14 protein-coding genes are annotated in these 17,283 nt (G+C 61.1%); 10 read left to right on the top strand and 4 right to left on the bottom strand.

What is annotated here, in order from left to right; genetic code table 11:
• Window positions 1-18 precede the first annotated feature (18 nt).
• Window positions 19-1,383 (bottom strand): ethanolamine permease, encoded by a 1,365-nt coding sequence (gene eat, locus AC6I8P_RS14190; protein ID WP_031279644.1) that lies wholly within the window; start codon window positions 1,381-1,383, stop codon window positions 19-21.
• A 267-nt stretch (window positions 1,384-1,650) separates the two neighbouring features.
• Here eat and AC6I8P_RS14185 point away from each other — a divergent pair, with 267 nt between their 5' ends.
• The gene (locus AC6I8P_RS14185; RefSeq protein ID WP_315659221.1) at window positions 1,651-2,655 is read left to right on the top strand and encodes a phosphotransferase enzyme family protein; all 1,005 of its coding nucleotides are present in this window, start codon (window positions 1,651-1,653) and stop codon (window positions 2,653-2,655) included.
• 229 nt (window positions 2,656-2,884) lie between these two features.
• Window positions 2,885-4,024 carry an AraC-like transcriptional regulator QhpR gene (qhpR, locus tag AC6I8P_RS14180; RefSeq protein ID WP_058757980.1) on the top strand — a complete coding sequence of 380 codons (1,140 nt, stop codon included), beginning with the start codon at window positions 2,885-2,887 and terminating at the stop codon, window positions 4,022-4,024.
• Here qhpR and AC6I8P_RS14175 read toward each other — a convergent pair.
• Complete coding sequence (locus AC6I8P_RS14175) at window positions 3,906-4,286, bottom strand: cell envelope integrity TolA C-terminal domain-containing protein (RefSeq protein ID WP_498030681.1); 381 nt, start codon at window positions 4,284-4,286, stop codon at window positions 3,906-3,908. The genes qhpR and AC6I8P_RS14175 overlap by 119 nt on opposite strands.
• A gap of 200 nt (window positions 4,287-4,486) precedes the next feature.
• On the opposite strand from AC6I8P_RS14175, the gene AC6I8P_RS14170 reads away from it, so the two are divergent.
• From AC6I8P_RS14170 to AC6I8P_RS14160, 3 genes are read left to right on the top strand one after another with little or no spacing between them, the layout of a single operon-like run.
• Complete coding sequence (locus tag AC6I8P_RS14170; protein ID WP_498030680.1) at window positions 4,487-5,164, top strand: CsgG/HfaB family protein; 678 nt, start codon at window positions 4,487-4,489, stop codon at window positions 5,162-5,164.
• An 11-nt stretch (window positions 5,165-5,175) separates the two neighbouring features.
• On the top strand, window positions 5,176-5,532 hold the full coding sequence (locus tag AC6I8P_RS14165; RefSeq protein WP_021507139.1) for a DUF4810 domain-containing protein: 357 nt from the start codon (window positions 5,176-5,178) through the stop codon (window positions 5,530-5,532).
• Complete coding sequence (locus AC6I8P_RS14160; protein ID WP_021507140.1) at window positions 5,529-6,185, top strand: DUF799 domain-containing protein; 657 nt, start codon at window positions 5,529-5,531, stop codon at window positions 6,183-6,185. The genes AC6I8P_RS14165 and AC6I8P_RS14160 overlap by 4 nt, the downstream gene beginning before the upstream one ends.
• Window positions 6,186-6,230: 45 nt before the next feature.
• On the opposite strand, the gene AC6I8P_RS14155 is transcribed toward AC6I8P_RS14160, so the two are convergent.
• Window positions 6,231-9,908, bottom strand: a complete 3,678-nt coding sequence (locus tag AC6I8P_RS14155) for an AAA family ATPase (protein WP_498030679.1) — start codon at window positions 9,906-9,908, stop codon at window positions 6,231-6,233.
• The gene (sbcD, locus tag AC6I8P_RS14150) at window positions 9,905-11,122 is read right to left on the bottom strand and encodes an exonuclease subunit SbcD (protein WP_498030678.1); all 1,218 of its coding nucleotides are present in this window, start codon (window positions 11,120-11,122) and stop codon (window positions 9,905-9,907) included. Before sbcD ends, AC6I8P_RS14155 begins: the two co-directional genes overlap by 4 nt.
• Window positions 11,123-11,319: 197 nt before the next feature.
• Between sbcD and phoB the strand changes: the two genes are divergently transcribed.
• The 5 genes from phoB (at window position 11,320) to brnQ (ending at window position 17,277) form a co-directional block, all read left to right on the top strand.
• Window positions 11,320-12,009, top strand: a complete 690-nt coding sequence (gene phoB, locus AC6I8P_RS14145) for a phosphate response regulator transcription factor PhoB (protein ID WP_021507143.1) — start codon at window positions 11,320-11,322, stop codon at window positions 12,007-12,009.
• 15 nt (window positions 12,010-12,024) lie between these two features.
• The gene (gene phoR, locus AC6I8P_RS14140) at window positions 12,025-13,338 is read left to right on the top strand and encodes a phosphate regulon sensor histidine kinase PhoR (RefSeq protein WP_021507144.1); all 1,314 of its coding nucleotides are present in this window, start codon (window positions 12,025-12,027) and stop codon (window positions 13,336-13,338) included.
• Window positions 13,339-13,356: 18 nt separating this feature from the next.
• Complete coding sequence (locus tag AC6I8P_RS14135) at window positions 13,357-14,283, top strand: PstS family phosphate ABC transporter substrate-binding protein (RefSeq protein WP_058781206.1); 927 nt, start codon at window positions 13,357-13,359, stop codon at window positions 14,281-14,283.
• 165 nt (window positions 14,284-14,448) lie between these two features.
• On the top strand, window positions 14,449-15,555 hold the full coding sequence (locus AC6I8P_RS14130; RefSeq protein WP_348878597.1) for a cobalamin-independent methionine synthase II family protein: 1,107 nt from the start codon (window positions 14,449-14,451) through the stop codon (window positions 15,553-15,555).
• 402 nt (window positions 15,556-15,957) lie between these two features.
• Entirely contained in the window at window positions 15,958-17,277 is a 1,320-nt protein-coding gene (gene brnQ / locus AC6I8P_RS14125) for a branched-chain amino acid transporter carrier protein BrnQ (RefSeq protein ID WP_021507147.1), read from the top strand.
• The last annotated feature ends 6 nt before the right edge of the window (window positions 17,278-17,283 follow it).

Here is a 17,283-nt window from a genome sequence, read left to right as displayed (position 1 = left end):
GCAGGGGCAATGCGTTTGTTACTCGCCGACCAGCATGGAATCCTGCGGTGCGCGCTCGCGCTGGGCTTTGGTAGCGAGGAAGTAAAGGTAGCCGAGTACCATGATCGCCACAAACAATCCGCCGATTACCGGGTTGAACCACAGCATCGCCACCAGACACACCAGCGACAGCACCAGTGCGATGCCCGGAACCAACGGATAGCCCGGCGCACGGAAGCTGCGCTCCAGGTCCGGTGCGCTGCGGCGCAGCTTAAACAGGCTCAGCATACTCATCAGGTACATCACGATCGCGCCGAACACCGCCATGGTGATCATCGCCGCCGTCAGCGTCATGCCCTGCAGGTTGATCAGTCCGTCGCTGTAAATGGCGGCGATACCGATGGCGCCGCCGGCGATGATGGCGCGGTGCGGCGTCTGGAAGCGCGACAGCTTCGCCAGGCTGGGCGGCAGATAGCCCGCGCGCGCCAGGGCAAAGAACTGACGCGAGTAGCCAAGGATGATGCCGTGGAAGCTGGCGACCAGGCCAAACAGGCCGATCCACACCAGCATATGCATCCAGTTAGAGTGCTCCCCGACGATCATCTTCATCGCCTGCGGCAGCGGATCGTTAATGTCCGATAGCTTGCGCCAGTCGCCCGCGCCGCCGGCCAGCAGCATCACGCCAATCGCCAGCACCACCAGGGTAAGAATGCCGCTGATATAGGCTTTCGGGATGGTGCGCTTCGGATCTTTGGCTTCTTCGGCCGCCATCGCCGCGCCTTCAATGGCGAGGAAAAACCAGATAGCGAACGGGATGGCGGCAAAGATGCCGGACAGCGCTGGCATGCCAAAATGATCGCTGCCAGCCCAGCCGTTGGCGGCGAAGTTAGCGACGCTGAAACCCGGCGATACCACGCCCATGAACACCAGCAGCTCCAGCACTGCCAGCACCGTCACCACCAGTTCGAACATCGCGGCCAGCTTCACGCCGAGAATATTCAGTGCCATAAACAATAAATAAGCCCCGACTGCCGCCGTTTTGGGGTTGAGATCGGGATACTGCACGTTGAGGTAGGCGCCAATCGCCATGGCGATGGCCGGCGGGGCGAACACGAATTCAATCAGCGTCGCCAGACCGGCAATCAGACCACCGGTTTCGCCAAATGCCCGACGGCTGTAAGCGAACGGCCCGCCAGCGTGCGGAATCGCCGTGGTCAGTTCGGTAAAGCTAAAAATAAAGCAGGTATAAAGCGTGGCGATCAGCGCGGTGGTGATCAGGAATCCCAGCGTCCCGGCCACGCCCCAGCCATAGCTCCAGCCGAAATACTCACCGGAAATCACCAGTCCAACCGCAATACCCCATAAATGCAGGGTGCCCAGCGTGGGTTTTAGTTTGCCTGTCATCTTCATCTCCCCGTCATGCTTGTTGTGCGGCGTTGGCACCGCGCTATTGTGGGTTTGCGCTACAGTGAAGGGATAATGCCGCTGCCCGGGACGGGAAAACTTGACGCCGGCGCAGTGAGTTTTGTCCTCTGCGGTCAACTCGCTGCGAGAAAAAGCGCTGGCTGTACGCTGCGGTCAACTTTTGCTGTTCTGCGGTCAGGCAGTCAGGACGACCTCATCCCATGCTGATAACACTGGTTTATAGAGACTGATGCTGGAGAGTGATGAATGAGCGCCAAACAAGCCGAATCCCTGACCGATGCCGAGATCACCCTGCTGGCGCAACGTGCGCTGGCCTGCTATCCCGCCGCGCTGCACGGTGAGCTGCAATTACTGTGCCGTTCGGAGAACGCCACCTTTTTGCTGCGTGCCGGCGGCAAACGCTACGCGCTGCGCCTGCACCGGCCGGATTACCACAGCAAAGCGGATATTCTCAGTGAACTGATGTGGCTCGATGCGCTGCGCGAGACCGGCATCATGGTGCCGCAGGCCATCCCGGCGCGCGACGGTGAAAGCGTGCTGACGCTGGCGCTGGCGGACGGCAGCTCGCGTCATGCGGTGCTGTTCCACTGGATTGACGGCGAGATGCCGACCACCGACGTCGATCCCAAAGCTTTTCAGCAGCTCGGTACTATCACCGCGCGCCTGCATCAGCACAGCCGCAGCTGGCAGAAACCCGAAGGTTTTCAGCGTATTATCTGGGATCATCACACTATGGTCAGCGAGCACAGCCACTGGGGGCGCTGGCAGGATGCGCCCCATCTTGATCCGGCCGATCACGGCATTATCGCAGCGGCGGTGGAGCGCGCCGGGCAGGCGCTGGCGGAATTTGGTAAAGAGCGAGATCGCTACGGCCTGATCCACGCCGATCTGCGGCTGACCAATCTGCTGCTGCACAAAGGCGAAACCCGGGTGATCGACTTCGATGACTGCGGCATGGGCTGGTATCTGCACGATCTGGCGGCCGCGATCAGTTTCGTCGAGCACCATCCGCGTGCGGCGGAGTGGGTGGATAACTGGATCCTCGGCTATGAACGCGTGGCGCACATCAGCGATGCTGAGATGGCGCTGGTGCCGACGCTGCTGATCCAGCGTCGTATTCAGATGACGGCGTGGATGGGCACGCACGCCGATACCGAGATGGCGCTCAGCCTCGGGCCGCACTGGGCCAGCCATTCGGTGCGGCTGTGCCGTCGCTATCTTGAGAGCAGCCAGCTGCCGGTAGGCGCGTGACCTGCACCAGCAGAGGGCAGCGGCGCGTGCTGATGGCGTAATCTGGTGCCTGCGCATCAAGCGCGCCGGCCGTCACAGGCGCGCTGACAGGGAGGCGGATCGCCGCCGGGAGCGCGCCAGCGGCGGCCAGGCGGTGCATTGCCTTGCACCGCGCGCCGCCGGGTGACGCTGGTATGAAAATTGCTGGATCCCTTCATTCTGTTATCCGCGCGATCCCTGAGAGGTTCCCATGCAATCACTCATCTCTGCTGCAGATGCCTTCAGCGCGTTTGCCACACCCGCCAGCAACCGTGGCGTTCTGGCCGCGGCGGCGACCGGTCTGAGCGCCTTCATTACGGATAAAGGCGGCGATGTCGATCGCATCTTTGGCATCAGCGGTATCGATTCCGAACTGCTGGCCAGCCCGACACTGAGCCTGGGGCTGGTGAACTATTGCCGCGTGATGGAAGAAGCGGCGCGCCACTCCGGCTTTGATAACTTCGGTTTGCATTACGGCAGGCAGTTCAAACCGCAGTCATTAGGGTTAATTGGCTACATCGGACTGTGCTCGCCGACGCTGGAGCAGGCGCTGCACAATGTGGTGAACGCGTTTCCCTGGCACCAGCACGATACGCTGACGCGGCTGGTGGACAAGGGCGACTGCTGGCGGCTCGATTATCAGGTGCGCCACGGGGCGATCCTGGCGCGCCGTCAGGATGCGGAGCTGACGCTCGGCATGTTCCTCAACCTGATTCGCCACGTGGCGGGCAAAAACTGGGCGCCGCGCGAGGTGCACTTTGAACATCCGCGTCCGGAGCAGTGGCACGAGCACTGCAAAGTGTTTGATGCGCCGGTCTGGTTCGATCAGCCGTTTAACTCACTGTTGATCGCGAAACGCGACCTGCAGCGCGCCATGCCGGAGCAGGATGCGATGCTGCTGATGGTGATGCAGGATGCCATTCGCCGCCTCAACAGCAGCGCCAGCGTGCAGAGCGTGGTTGAACAGGCGCGTTCGCAGGTCAGCCTGACGCTCATTCAGGGCGAACCGGTACTGGAGGAGATCGCCGGCAAAATGGGGTTGTCGAGCTGGTCGCTGCAGCGACGCCTGCGCGAAGAGGGCATCAGCTTTAGCGCGCTGGTGGATAAGGTGCGCTGCGAAATGGCCACGCACTATCTGCAGCAAAGACAGCTGCCCATCTCGGAGATGGCGCTGCTGCTCGGCTATTCCGAGGTCAGCGCGTTTTCCCGCGCCTTCCGCCGCTGGTTCGGCATCAGCCCGCGCCAGTGGCGCCAGGATGGGCTGGTAAGTCAGGCCGGTGCGGCGCAAAGCCAAACCACGCTGGCTGGTCGCGCTGCGGCGGAGGCGGTAAGCCGCGCGACTGACCAATAAGCTGCCACGCGCGCAAACACAGCGCTTCGTCGCCCTGGGTTTGCGTCACCGCGTAGCGCCCACTGTTCTGCCACTCCAGGCGCACCCAGCACTGCTGTCCGGCATAGCGCGCCGCATCGTGAAACTGCTTATTGAGCTGCTGCTGCAGTGCTTCACTCCAGTGGCAGGCGGCGCTGTCAGCATCGCCCTGCGGCTGGCACTGATTGGCTAGGCTGGGGGCTGGCGCGGCCACCTGCTGGCAGGCGCTGAGCCCCACCATCATCACTAACCCACCTGATAGTCTCGCTAATCGATTAATTAAATTCATTAATAAGCCTGCATTTTCACTAAAGATTTCTGGCGCTGCTGCCGACAGTCTACAGACCGCAGCAGGGAATGCTATGGCATTACTCTGACTGTCGGCATAACCAGAATTTGCCGCCTGGTGGCGGTGTTATCCCTTCCTTTATTCATGGACCAGAAATGCAGAAGAAATATGCCTTTGCGGCACTCTCCTTGTTAAGCGCCGCGCTGCTCAGTGGCTGTGCCATCGAGTCGTCGCGCGCCATCGATGCACCTCAGGTTCGCGCCGCAAGCCAGCCGGCTTATCAGGGCGTGCGCAGCCCAATCGCGGTGGGACAGTTTGATAACCGTTCGTCATACATGAATGGGATTTTCTCCGACGGCGTTGATCGTCTGGGCAACCAATCCAAAACCATTCTGATTACGCATCTGCAGCAGACCAATCGCTTCAACGTGCTGGATCGCAGCAACCTGAAAGAGTTGCAGCAGGAGGCCGACTTCAAACACAGCCAGCAGAACATCAAGGGCGCTAACTACATCATCACCGGTGACATCACCGAGTTCGGGCGCAAAGAAGTGGGCGACCAGCAGCTGTGGGGCATCCTCGGCCGCGGTAAAAGCCAGATCGCTTACGCCAAAGTGAACCTGAATGTGGTGGATGTGACCACTTCAGAAGTGGTTTATAGCGTGCAGGGCGCGGGTGAATACCAGCTGTCAGCGCGTGAGGTGATCGGCTTTGGCGGTACCGCCAGCTATGACTCTACCCTGAACGGCAAAGTGATGGATCTGGCGATCCGTGAAGCGGTCGACCACCTGGTGGATGGCATCAATAACGGCGCATGGCGCCCGGTGAAATAAGGATATTGACGATGAAATTACTGCAACTGAGCGCCGCGCTGATCGCGGCAGGCGTGCTGGCCGGCTGTGCGCCAAAAGGACCGGAGCCGATCTACTACTGGGGTGATTACCAGCAGCAGGTCTACAGCTATTACCAGAAAGACAGCGATCCGCAGAAGCAGATTGATGCGCTGAATCTGGATATCGAAAAGGCCAAAGCAGTGAACAAGCCGGTAGCACCGGGTCTGCACGCCCAGCTGGGCCTGCTGTACGCCAAAAACGGCAATACGGATAAAGCTTTCAGCCAGTTCGCCCTTGAGAAGCAGCTGTTTCCGGAATCGGCCCCGTACATGGACTTTCTGATGAAGAAAAAAGGAGTGAACCAATGAAAAAACTGATTGCCGTGTGCGGCGTATTCGCGGCGCTGCTGCTGACCGGCTGTGCCCAGAATAAGAAACCGTATGACTACAGCGCCTTCCGTGCCAGTAAGCCGGCGTCAATTCTGGTGCTGCCTGCCGATAACCGTGCGCCGGATATCAACGCGTCGCACAGCTTCACCTCGCTGGTGACCCAGCCGCTGGCGGAAGCGGGTTACTACGTGTTCCCGGTGGCGGTGGTGGAAGAGACCTTCCAGCAAAACGGACTGAGCAACGGGCATGAAATTCAGGCGGTGAGCACGAAGCGCTTGCATGACATCTTCAACGCAGACAGCGCACTGTACATTTCGATTACCGATTATGGCAGCAGCTATCTGGTGGTTGATTCGGTGACTACGGTCTCGGCCACTGCCCGTCTGGTTGATCTGCGCAGCGGTAAAGAGCTGTGGCAGGGCATGGCCACCGCCAATGATTCTGAGAACAGCAACAACAGCAACGGCGGCATCATTGGCATGCTGGTGTCGGCGGCGATCAAACAGATCGCCAGCAACGCGGGTGACAAAGCGCACACCATTGCTGGTGTCACCAGTGCGCGTCTGTTAGCGCAGAACGAGCAGGGTGGTCTGCTGGCCGGTCCGCGCTACAAAGCGCCGGTTACGCGTTAATCTATCTGGCGCGGCGATCAGCTGATCGCCGCGCCACTTCACGCATCACTCGCCCGGCAGCTCCAGTTTACTGTAGCCGAGCCCGTTCATTTTACGCACCCGGATTTGCACCGGGATGCGCTCTTTCATCGCTTCCACATGACTGATCACGCCGATGGTTTTCCCGCTGGCGTTAAGCGCATCCAGCGCATCCAGCGCGGTGTCCAGCGTTTCGGCATCCAGCGTGCCGAAGCCTTCGTCGAGAAACAGTGATTCAATGCGCGTTTTATGGCTGACCAAATCGGACAGCGCCAGCGCCAGCGCGAGGCTGACGAGGAAGCTCTCGCCGCCGGACAGCGTACGCGTGTCGCGCGTGGCATCGGCCTGCCAGGTATCCACCACTTCCAGCTCCAGCTCATCGCTGACGCGGCGCTGCAATAAATAGCGGCCGTGCAGGCGATCGAGCTGGCGGTTTGCCAGCCACACCAGATGATCGAGGGTTAAGCCCTGAGCAAAGCGGCGGAACTTGTCGCCTTTGGCCGACCCGATCAGATCGTTGAGGCGGCTCAGCTGTGCCAGTTCCGCTTCGTCAGCGGCGATCTGCGCCAGCAGCGTTTGCTGCTGCTGACGCTGTTGGGTATCGCTGTGCAGCTGCTGCTGCGCTTCCCCCTGCTGGCGTGCGTTGTCACGCAGCGCCACGCGCAGCTGCTCCAGCCGGATGGCGATGGAGCCAGCATCGGCATCGCTTAGCGCGGCCGGGCGCTGCTGCAGGTGATCGCTCAGCCGCTGCGCCAGTCTGACATGCAGTGCGGTGTGCTGCTGATGCTGCTGCTCCAGCGTTTGCAGCCGCTGGCGCAGCGTCTGCACCTCATCTTCCGCCAGCAGCGCGGCGCGCAGGTTGCTTTCGTCAGCAAAATCACTGAGCAGCAATGCCTGCCGGAAGGCGCTTTCGGCGTCCGCTGCGCGCTGCGCCAGCGTCTGCTGCTGGCTGACAATCTGTTCATACTGACCTTTCAGGCCGTGCAGCTCGCTTTGCGCCTGCTGCCAGCGCTGCAGCTGTTGCGCCAGCGCCTGGTCATGCTGTTGCAGCGTGGCGTGCTGCTGCTGACGCGCGTCCGCCACGCGCCGGTCGCCAAACAGCTGCTGGCGCTGCTGCTGCTGGGCCTGCTGCTGCTGTTGCAGGTGGTTAAGGGCTTGCTGCAGGCTGGCGACCTGCTGCTGTTCACGCGCCAGCGTGTGCTGCAGGCTGCTGCCTTCCGTTTCGCTTTTCGCCAGCTGCGGCTGTAGCCCGGCAAGTAACCGCTCACTTTCCTGCCACTGCTGCCAGCGCTGCTGCAGCGTTTGCAGCCAGCCGGCGCGCTCGGGCGCTGCAGGCAGGCTAAGCTGATGGGCAGCCAGCTGCTGTTCCAGCTGCTGCAATTGCTGCTGCCATGCCTGACGCTCACCGCTGACGCGCTGATCGATCTCATCCCGCTGCTGCCGGGCGCTGGCAAGCTGCTGCTGTGCCAGCTGTTGCTGCTGCTGGTGTTGCTGCCAGCGCTGCTGCTGTTGCAGATGCGCGTCTTTAGCCTGCTGCAACGTGACGGCCGCCTGTTCACGCGCCTGCAACTGCTGCTGCTGGCGGGCTTCGAGCGCGTCCTGCTGCTGCAGCCAGGCGCTGAATTCTGCGTGCTGTTCAGCGCTGAAGGTAAGCGCCAGCTCACCGCACAGCGCCTGCCAGCGCTCGCAGGTGGCGGCGATCTGCTGGTCGAGATCGGCGATTTCCTGTTGCAGCGCCTGCTGTTGCTGCTGCGACAGTTTAAGCTGCTCGCCCCGCGCGGTGCCGGCTTCCCTGAGCTGCGCCACGTGCGTTTCCAGCGCCGCCTGCCGCTGCTGATTTTCATCCGGCTGCAACTGCTGGTAGCGGTCGATGGCCGGATGCTGGCAGGAGCCGCACAGCGGGCAGGGCTGTTCCGGCTGCAGCTTCGCCCGCTCGTCGGCCAGCTGAATAATCGTGCGCTCCAGCTCGCACAGGCGACGCACATCCAGCAGCGTCTGATGCTCGCGCTTGTACTCCTCGCGCAACTGCTGCAACGCCAGCGCTTCCTGCTCAGCATGCTGCTGTAACTGCTGCAGTTTAAGCTGACGCTGCTGGCGCTGCGGCTGGAGCGTTTGCCACTGTGCCGCCAGCAGGCTGAGCTGCTGACGTACGCCGCGCTGCTGCTGATGCTGCGCCAGCGCCGTCCGCAACGCCGGGCTGGCGATCTCCGCCTCCAGCGAAGTAAGCACCTGCTCCGCCTGCTGGCGCTGCTGCTGTGCCGCGGCTTCTGCCTGTTGCAGCGGCTGTGCCGCCTGCTCGCGCGCCTGCAGCGCCTGCTGCTGCAGTTCCAGCTGGCTTTGCAGTTGTTGCTGCTGCGCGCTGAGCTGCGTCAGCGTTTGCTCACGCTCTTCAAGCCGGGCGAGTTCGGCCTGCCAGCGCGCCAGTTCGCCGCCCCAGCGGGCGACAGCGGCTTCACTCAGGCGAAACGCCTGCTGCTGCGCCAGCTGCTGTTGTAAGCGTTCACTTGCCTGCTGATGCTGATCCAGCGCCTGCTGGCTGAGTGACAGGGTTTTTTGCTGTTCGCTCAGCAGCGCCTGCTGCTGCTCAAGCTGCTGTGCACGGCTGGCGATCTGCTGATCGAGCGGGATCACCTGTTCGCTCAGCAGCGTCTCCAGCTGTTGCTGTTCGGCCAGCGCGCGTTCACGTGCCTGCTGTGCGGCCTGATAGTGGCTTTCACCCTGCTGCAGCGCCGCTTGCGCCTGTTGCTGTTGCTGCTGTAACTGCTGCGCCTGCTGGTTCAGTGTCTGCTGGTCGCGCTGCAGCTGTTCGCGCTGCTGCAGTTTGTCGCGCAGCTTCTCCGCCGGTTCAGCACGCGCCAGCCGCTGGCGATCGCTTTCCGCCTGCTGCCAGGCCGTGGCGGCAGCCTGCAACGCCTGCTGCGCCTGCTGTTGCTCCGCGTTGAGCTGCTGCTGCTGCGTCAGCCACTGCTGCTGCTGCTGGGCCTGCGCCAGCTGCTCGCTCAGATCCTGTTCGGTGCGGGTCAGCTGCTCCAGCTGCTGCGCCAGTTCGGCGCGGCGGGCGTCGTCGAGCAACTGCACCGCACCGGCGCGGGCGCGCAGCGTGTCGAGTGACGCGCGCGCCGTGCGCCAGCGCTCGTAGATCTGCATCGAGATGTGGCCGTAGATTTCGGTGCCGGTCAGCTCCTCCAGCAGCTCGGCGCGCTCGCCGGGTTTGGCATTGAGGAAGGCGGCAAACTGCCCCTGCGACAGCATCATAGAACGGGTGAAGCGGGCAAAATCGAGACCGGACAAGGTTTCGATGGCTTTGAGCTTGTCACCGACTTTATCGGCGACGATCTGGTTGTCCGCCACGCGCGCCAGTTCGACACGCGGCGCCTGCAGTTTACCTTCCGCCAGGCCGCGCGCGCGGTTCTGGCTCCAGAAGGCGCGCCAGGCTTCACCTTTGATCTCAAACTCCACTTCGGCGAGGCACTCAGCGGTGTCACGCGTCATCAGCTGATTTTCGCTCTGCGACAGGCCACCAAGGCGCGGCGTCTGGTGATAGAGCGCCAGACAGATGGCATCTAGCAGCGTGGTTTTACCCGCGCCGGTGGCGCCGGTGATGGCGAACAGCCCGTTGCTGGCAAACGGCTCGCGGCGGAAATCGATAAACCACTCGCCGCGCAGCGCGTTGAGGTTTTTAAAACGCAGCGTCAGAATTTTCATGCGCCCGGATCCTCCAGCGTCGCCAGCGTGCTGCGAAACAGCTGCGTTAACTGCGCGCGCTGTTCATCCTCCAGCTGTTCCTCCAGCGCCAGCCGGCGGGCAAACACCTCTTCAACTTTCAGTTCGCTCAGGGTTTCGTTCTCCAGCCGTGCCAGACTGCGCTGACGCTGATCGCGGCTGCGGCGCACCAGCAGCACCTCAACCGGCAGCGACTCGGTAAGCTGTTCGATGCGGCGCTGCAGGTCGCTCAGGTACTCCTGAGTAGTGATTTCGATATCCAGCCACACCGGCAGATCGCCTTCATAGGTGTGAAACGCGGTCAGCTGCTGTTCAATCTCCGCCATAGCGCCTTTTAGCATCTGCATCGGCTGGAATGACGGAATAACCAGCGGTGTGACGGACTCCAGCCGGGTGCTAAATTCCAGCAGGAATACGCTTTTCTCACGCCCCAGCTCATCAAAGCTGAGCGCAATCGGCGAACCGCTGTAGCGGATGTGATCGCTGTCGGCGATGCGCTGCGCACGATGGATGTGGCCCAGCGCAATGTAGTCGGCAGGCGGGAAGGCCTGCGCCGGAAAGGCGTCCAGCGTGCCGATGTAGATATCACGCACCGAATCGCTCTTGCTGACGCCCACGGTGGTGAGATGCCCGGTGGCGATGATCGGCAGCGTACTGCCCATGGCTTCGCGCTGCGCCACGGCGGCGGCATAACAGTGCTGATAGTGCTGCTCAATCGCCTGCAGCAGCGACAGCTGCTTATCGCGACCGGACTGACCCGCCTGGCTGCGCAGGATGTCGCGCGGACGCAGATAGGGAATGGCGCACAGCAGCGCGCCCGGCGTGCCGTCACGCTGTTGCAGCGTCAGCACCTGCTGCTCGCCGCCGGGCGTGGCGCTGGTAATGACGCGGGTATTGAGGCAGGCCAGCAGCTCGCGCGATTCATTCAGCGTGGCGACCGAATCATGGTTGCCGGCCAGCACAATCAGCTGGCAGCCGCTGGGCTGCAGCGCCACCACGAAGCGGTTAAACAGTTCGCGCGCGTAGCTGGGCGGCGAACCGGTATCAAACAGGTCGCCGGCGACGATCAGCGCATCCACCTGATGCTGCACAATCGCGGCCAGCAGCCAGTCGAGGAATTGCTGGTGCTCGGCGGCGCGGCTTTTGCTGTAAAAGAACTGACCGAGATGCCAGTCAGCGGTGTGAATAATGCGCATGAATGCTCCGTGCCTGCTATCGCAAAGCGGCAGTATAACCGCTTAACAACGCAATGAAAAAAAAGCGAAACCGGTTGTCACAATTGCGCTTTTTATCTGATTATCATGAGGTGGGTTTTTCATAAAAGTGTCACAAAACTGACGCATAATGGCGCCGCAAACCCCCGTGACATGCCGTCACAATCGCAGGAGTAATAATGGCTAAGCGCATTTTGGTTGTGGAAGACGAAGCTCCCATCCGTGAAATGTTATGTTTCGTGCTGGAACAAAACGATTATCAGCCGATTGAGGCTGAGGACTATGACAGCGCGATTGGCAAGCTGATCGAACCCTGGCCCGATCTGATTCTGCTGGACTGGATGTTACCCGGCGGCAGCGGCATTCAGTTCATCAAACATTTAAAGCGTGAAGCCATGACGCGTGATATTCCGGTGATGATGCTGACGGCGCGCGGCGAAGAGGAAGATCGCGTGCGCGGGCTGGAAGTGGGCGCCGATGATTACATCACCAAGCCGTTCTCGCCCAAAGAGCTGATGGCGCGCATTAAAGCCGTGATGCGCCGCATCTCACCGATGGCGGTGGAAGAGGTGATTGAGATGCAGGGGCTGAGCCTCGATCCCTCCTCGCATCGCGTGATGTCCGAAACCACGCCGCTGGAAATGGGACCGACCGAATACAAACTGCTGCACTTCTTTATGACGCATCCGGAGCGCGTATACAGCCGCGAACAGCTGCTGAATCACGTATGGGGCACTAACGTGTATGTGGAAGACCGCACCGTGGATGTGCATATCCGTCGTTTACGTAAAGCACTGGAAGTTTCCGGCCACGATCGCATGGTACAAACCGTTCGCGGAACAGGGTATCGTTTCTCTGCCCGCTACTAAACGGAGTCTTTTACCGTGCTGGAACGACTCTCCTGGAAGAGATTACTGACCGAGCTGGCGCTGGTGTGTCTGCCTGCGCTGGTGCTGGGGCTGCTGGTTGGCTATCTGCCGTGGTGGCTGTTACTGGCCGTGTGCGGCGTGCTGTTCTGGCACTTCAAAAATCTGATGCGGCTGTCGCACTGGCTGTGGATTGATCGTTCAATGACGCCGCCCACCGGGCGCGGCAGCTGGGAACCGCTGTTTTACGGCCTGTATCAAATGCAGTTGCGCAATCGCCGCCGCCGGCGCGAGCTGGGCAATCTGATCAAACGCTTTCGCAGCGGGGCCGAGTCGCTGCCGGACGCGGTGGTGCTCACCACCGAAGAGGGCACCATTTTCTGGTGTAACGGTCTGGCCCAGCAGCATCTCGGGCTGCGCTGGCCGGAAGATAACGGCCAGAATATCCTCAACCTGCTGCGCTACCCTGAATTCTCCCGCTATATCCGCCAGCGCGACTTCAACAAGCCGCTGACGCTGGTGCTCAATAATCAGCATCACATGGAGTTCCGCGTCATGCCTTACAGCGAAGGGCAGTGGCTGATGGTGGCGCGTGACGTCACCCAGATGCACCAGCTGGAAGGGGCGCGGCGTAACTTCTTCGCCAACGTCAGCCATGAACTGCGTACCCCGCTGACGGTGCTGCAGGGCTATCTGGAGATGATGGACGATGCCGGGATGAACGAGCGCACCCGCAGCAAGGCGCTCAGTACCATGCAGGAGCAGACGCGACGCATGGACAGCCTGGTGAAGCAGTTGCTGACGCTGTCACGCATCGAAGCGGCCCCCGCCATTGATCTGAAAGAGACGGTGGATGTGCCGACCATGCTGCTGCTGTTACAGCGCGAGGCGGAAACCCTCAGCCAGGGCCGCCACAGCATCCATTTCCACACCGACCCGCATCTGAAGGTGTTCGGCAATGATGAACAGCTGCGCAGCGCGATTTCCAATCTGGTGTATAACGCGGTGAACCACACGCCGGATGGCACGCGCATCGACATCAGCTGGCTGCGCACCAAACAGGGCGCCGAATTTAAAGTGTGCGACAACGGGCCCGGCATCAGCGAGGAGCATCTGCCGCGCCTGACCGAACGCTTCTACCGCGTGGATAAAGCGCGCTCGCGCGCCACCGGCGGCAGCGGGCTGGGGCTGGCCATTGTTAAGCATGCGCTCGGCCACCACACCACGCGGCTGGAGATCAGCAGCGTGCCGCATCAGGAAACCTGCTTCCGCTTCGTGCTGCCACCGCGCTTGATTGTGGCGAACGGAATCCGCGAGAATGTGGCGCAGTAAACGCCACCGGACTCTGTGATGAAATCGCTGCTGCTCTCTCTTTTATTACTGTGCCCACTGCTGGCGACGGCTCAGCAAAGCATGCTGACTGGCAACCTGAGCAGCGTGGGCTCGGACACGCTGGGCTATCTGATGACGCTGTGGGGCGAAGATTTCAGCCGTCAGTCGCCGGGTGTCAACGTGCAGGTGCAGGCGGCGGGATCGTCGACGGCGCCGACCGCGCTGGCCGCCGGGGCCGCTCAGCTTGGCGCTATGAGCCGGCCGATGCAGGTGGATGAGCGTCAGCTGTTTATCGCGCGCTATGGCTATGCGCCGCTGGCGGTGCCGGTGGCGATGGATGCGCTGGTGGTGGTGGTTAATCAGGACAATCCGCTGCCGTCCATCAGTCAGCCGCAGCTGGATGCGCTGTTCTCCGTGACGCGGCTATGCGGCGCACAGCAGGTGCCACAGCGCTGGGGCGATGTTGGTCTGCATACGGCGAACTGGGCAACGCGCAGTATTCAGCGCTTTGGCCGTAACTCCGCTTCCGGCACCTGGGGCTTCTTCAAGCAGCAGGCGCTGTGTCGCGGCGATTTCCGCGCTGACGTCGCGGAGTTTCCCGGCTCGGCGGCGGTGGTGCAGGCGGTCGCCAGCACGCCGAACAGCATCGGCTACGCCAGCTTTGGCTTTCACCTGAGCGGCGTGAAAACCCTGCCGATCGTCACCGCCAGCGGCGACAGCGTCATGCCGGATGCCGAATCGATCCGCAGCGGCCGCTATCCGTGGTCGCGCCCGCTGTATATTTACGTTAACAAGGCGCCCGGCAAACCGCTGCCGCCGCTGGTCGCCGCCTTTCTGCAGCAGGTGCTCTCTGCGCAGGGCCAGCGCCGCGTAACGGAGGCTGGCTACCTGCCGCTGTCCGACAGCCAGATCGCGCAGGCGCGCGCGGCGATTGCGCAAAACTAATTCACGCTGACCGATCATGAATTTTTTTCACGTCCCCTGAATTTTCTTCCATTGCCGCCGGTGGGGCGGCATGTCACTCTTATGGACATATAGCCATCCAGATGGCCAAAAATAACCATACGCAATTATACCCTGACGCAATTATGTGTCAGTGCAGGAGTGAATATGCAACGCAACACCGCCCCGTTCCGCGCCGATACCGTCGGCAGTTTTCTGCGTCCCACTGCCATTAAGCAGGCACGCGAGCAGTTCGCCAGTGGCACCCTCAGCGCCGACCAGCTGCGTCAGGTAGAAGACGATGCGATTCGCCAGGTGGTGGAGCAGCAGCGCGCCAGCGGTCTGCAGGTGGTGACCGACGGTGAATTCCGCCGCGCCTGGTGGCACTTTGATTTCTTTGGCCATCTGCACGGCGTCGAGCTGTTCGAGGCCGATCAGGGCATTCAGTTCAACGGCGTGCAGACCAAAGCGCACGGCGTGAAGGTCACCGGCAAAGTCGCTTTTAACCCGCAGCATCCGATGCTGGACCATTTCCGCTTCCTGCAAAGCGTGGCTGGCGATGCGGTGGCGAAAATGACCATTCCCAGCCCGAGCGTGCTGCACTTCCGCGGCGGCCGTAAAGTGATTGATGCCACGGTGTATCCGGATCTGGAGCAGTACTTCGCCGATCTGGCACAGACTTACAAGGAGGCGATCAAGGCGTTTTACGACGCTGGCTGCCGCTATCTGCAGCTGGATGACACCGTGTGGGCGTACCTGTGTTCAGGCGATCAGCAGCAGCAAATCCGCGAGCGCGGTGAAGATCCGCAACAGCTGGCGCACATTTATGCGCAGGTGCTGAATCGCGCGCTGGAAGATAAACCGGCGGATCTCACCGTCGGCCTGCACGTGTGTCGTGGTAACTTCCGCTCGACCTGGATCTCGGAAGGCGGCTACGAGCCGGTGGCGGAAATTCTGTTTGGCAGCGTGAACATCGACGCGTTTTTCCTCGAGTACGATAATGAGCGCTCCGGTGGCTTTGAGCCGCTGCGTTTCATCAAACCGGGTCATCAGCAGGTGGTATTAGGGCTGATCACCACCAAAACCGGCGAGCTGGAAGACGCTGCACAGGTGAAGGCGCGCCTGCAGGAAGCGGCGCAGTTTGTCAGCCTCGACCAGATTTGCCTCAGCCCGCAGTGTGGCTTTGCGTCAACGGAAGAGGGCAACAGCCTGACCGAAGCGCAGCAGTGGCAGAAGATTCGTCTGGTTGTCGACATCGCACAACAGGTGTGGTGATGCTGTAAAGTTGTGCAAACAGGCGCGTAAAGCGCGCCTTTTGTGCATCCCTGCGGCGGTTTCTGCAAGGAGATCGCCCGCTTTGCAGAAACTTTAAGCAAATCATCTCAGGTGTTTTCCGACTATTTCCTGCTTATCCACTGCGTTCTGACGCTTTCCTGTTATATCCTTCTGGTTTTCCGATCCCGTATTGCCTTTCTTCGCTATAAACGTTTTAATTTGCGCCGTTGTCGATTCATCCCTCTGTGAACAGAAGAAAAGCAGTTTAAATCACCTGCGCTGTACCGATTCGGCCCGCATAACGCACTGGTCAAGCCAGTTAAGCCATTGTTTTCGCGCATTCAGGGGACAACACAAACCCAACTTCCACCGCAACATCAGCTACAGGCAGTACAGAAGTTTATGACACATCGTTTAACCTCCAGGGATATCCTGGCGCTGGGCTTCATGACCTTTGCCCTGTTCGTTGGCGCAGGAAACATCATTTTCCCGCCTATGGTCGGTATTCAGTCTGGTGAACATGTCTGGATTGCCGCCTTCGGCTTCCTGATCACCGCGGTTGGTTTACCGGTGATGACCGTGATCGCGCTGGCGCGCGTTGGCGGCGGTATTGATGCGCTCAGCTCACCGATTGGTAAAGCGGCCGGTCTGCTGCTCGCCACCGTATGCTATCTCGCCGTCGGCCCGCTGTTTGCCACGCCGCGCACCGCGACCGTTTCATTTGAAGTCGGGATTGCGCCACTGACCGGCGACGGCCCGCTGCCGCTGTTTATCTATAGCCTGGTGTACTTCGCGCTGGTGATCGGCATTTCGCTCTATCCGGGCAAGCTGCTGGACACCGTCGGGCACTTCCTCGCGCCGCTGAAAATTGTCGCGCTGACCATTCTGGGCGTCGCGGCGCTGCTGTGGCCGGCTGGCGGCATTTCGCCGGCCACCGCCGACTACCAGCGTGCGGCCTTCTCCAGCGGTTTCGTGAACGGCTATCTGACCATGGATACGCTCGGCGCGCTGGTGTTCGGTATCGTCATCGTTAATGCGGCGCGTTCGCGTGGCGTGGAAGACAGCAAACTGCTGACGCGCTATACCATGCTGGCTGGCGTGATCGCCGGTGTTGGCCTGACGCTGGTGTACCTCAGCCTGTTCAAGCTGGGCTCCGGCAGCGGCGCGATTGTCGATCAGAACGCCAACGGCGCGGCGATTCTGCATGCTTACGTGCAGCAGACCTTCGGCGGCATGGGCAGCGTCTTCCTCGCCGCACTGATTTTCGTCGCCTGTATGGTTACGGCGGTGGGCCTGACCTGCGCCTGCGCAGAATTCTTTGCGCAATACCTGCCGTTGTCGTATAAAGCGCTGGTGTTTATTCTCGGCCTGTTCGCCATGCTGGTGTCGAACCTCGGTCTCAGCCACCTGATTCAGATTTCGATTCCGGTGCTGACGGCTATCTATCCGCCGTGCATCGTACTGGTGGTGCTGAGCTTTACCCTGAGCTGGTGGAATCGCAGCACGCGCATCATTGCGCCAACCATGCTGATCAGCCTGCTGTTTGGTATCGTCGACGCCATCAAAACCACCAGCTTTAAAGATGCGCTGCCGCTGTTTAGCCAGCATCTGCCGCTGGCCGATCAGGGACTCTCCTGGCTGCCGCCGTCGCTGGCGATGCTGGTGATTGCTGCGGTGGTTGACCGGGTGAAAGGGCGTGAGCAGGTTGCCGTTCACCAGTAAGCGACA

It is taken from the genome of gamma proteobacterium symbiont of Lampromicra miyakona (assembly GCF_059730895.1).
This window is presented reverse-complemented; position numbering and strand designations above follow the sequence as displayed.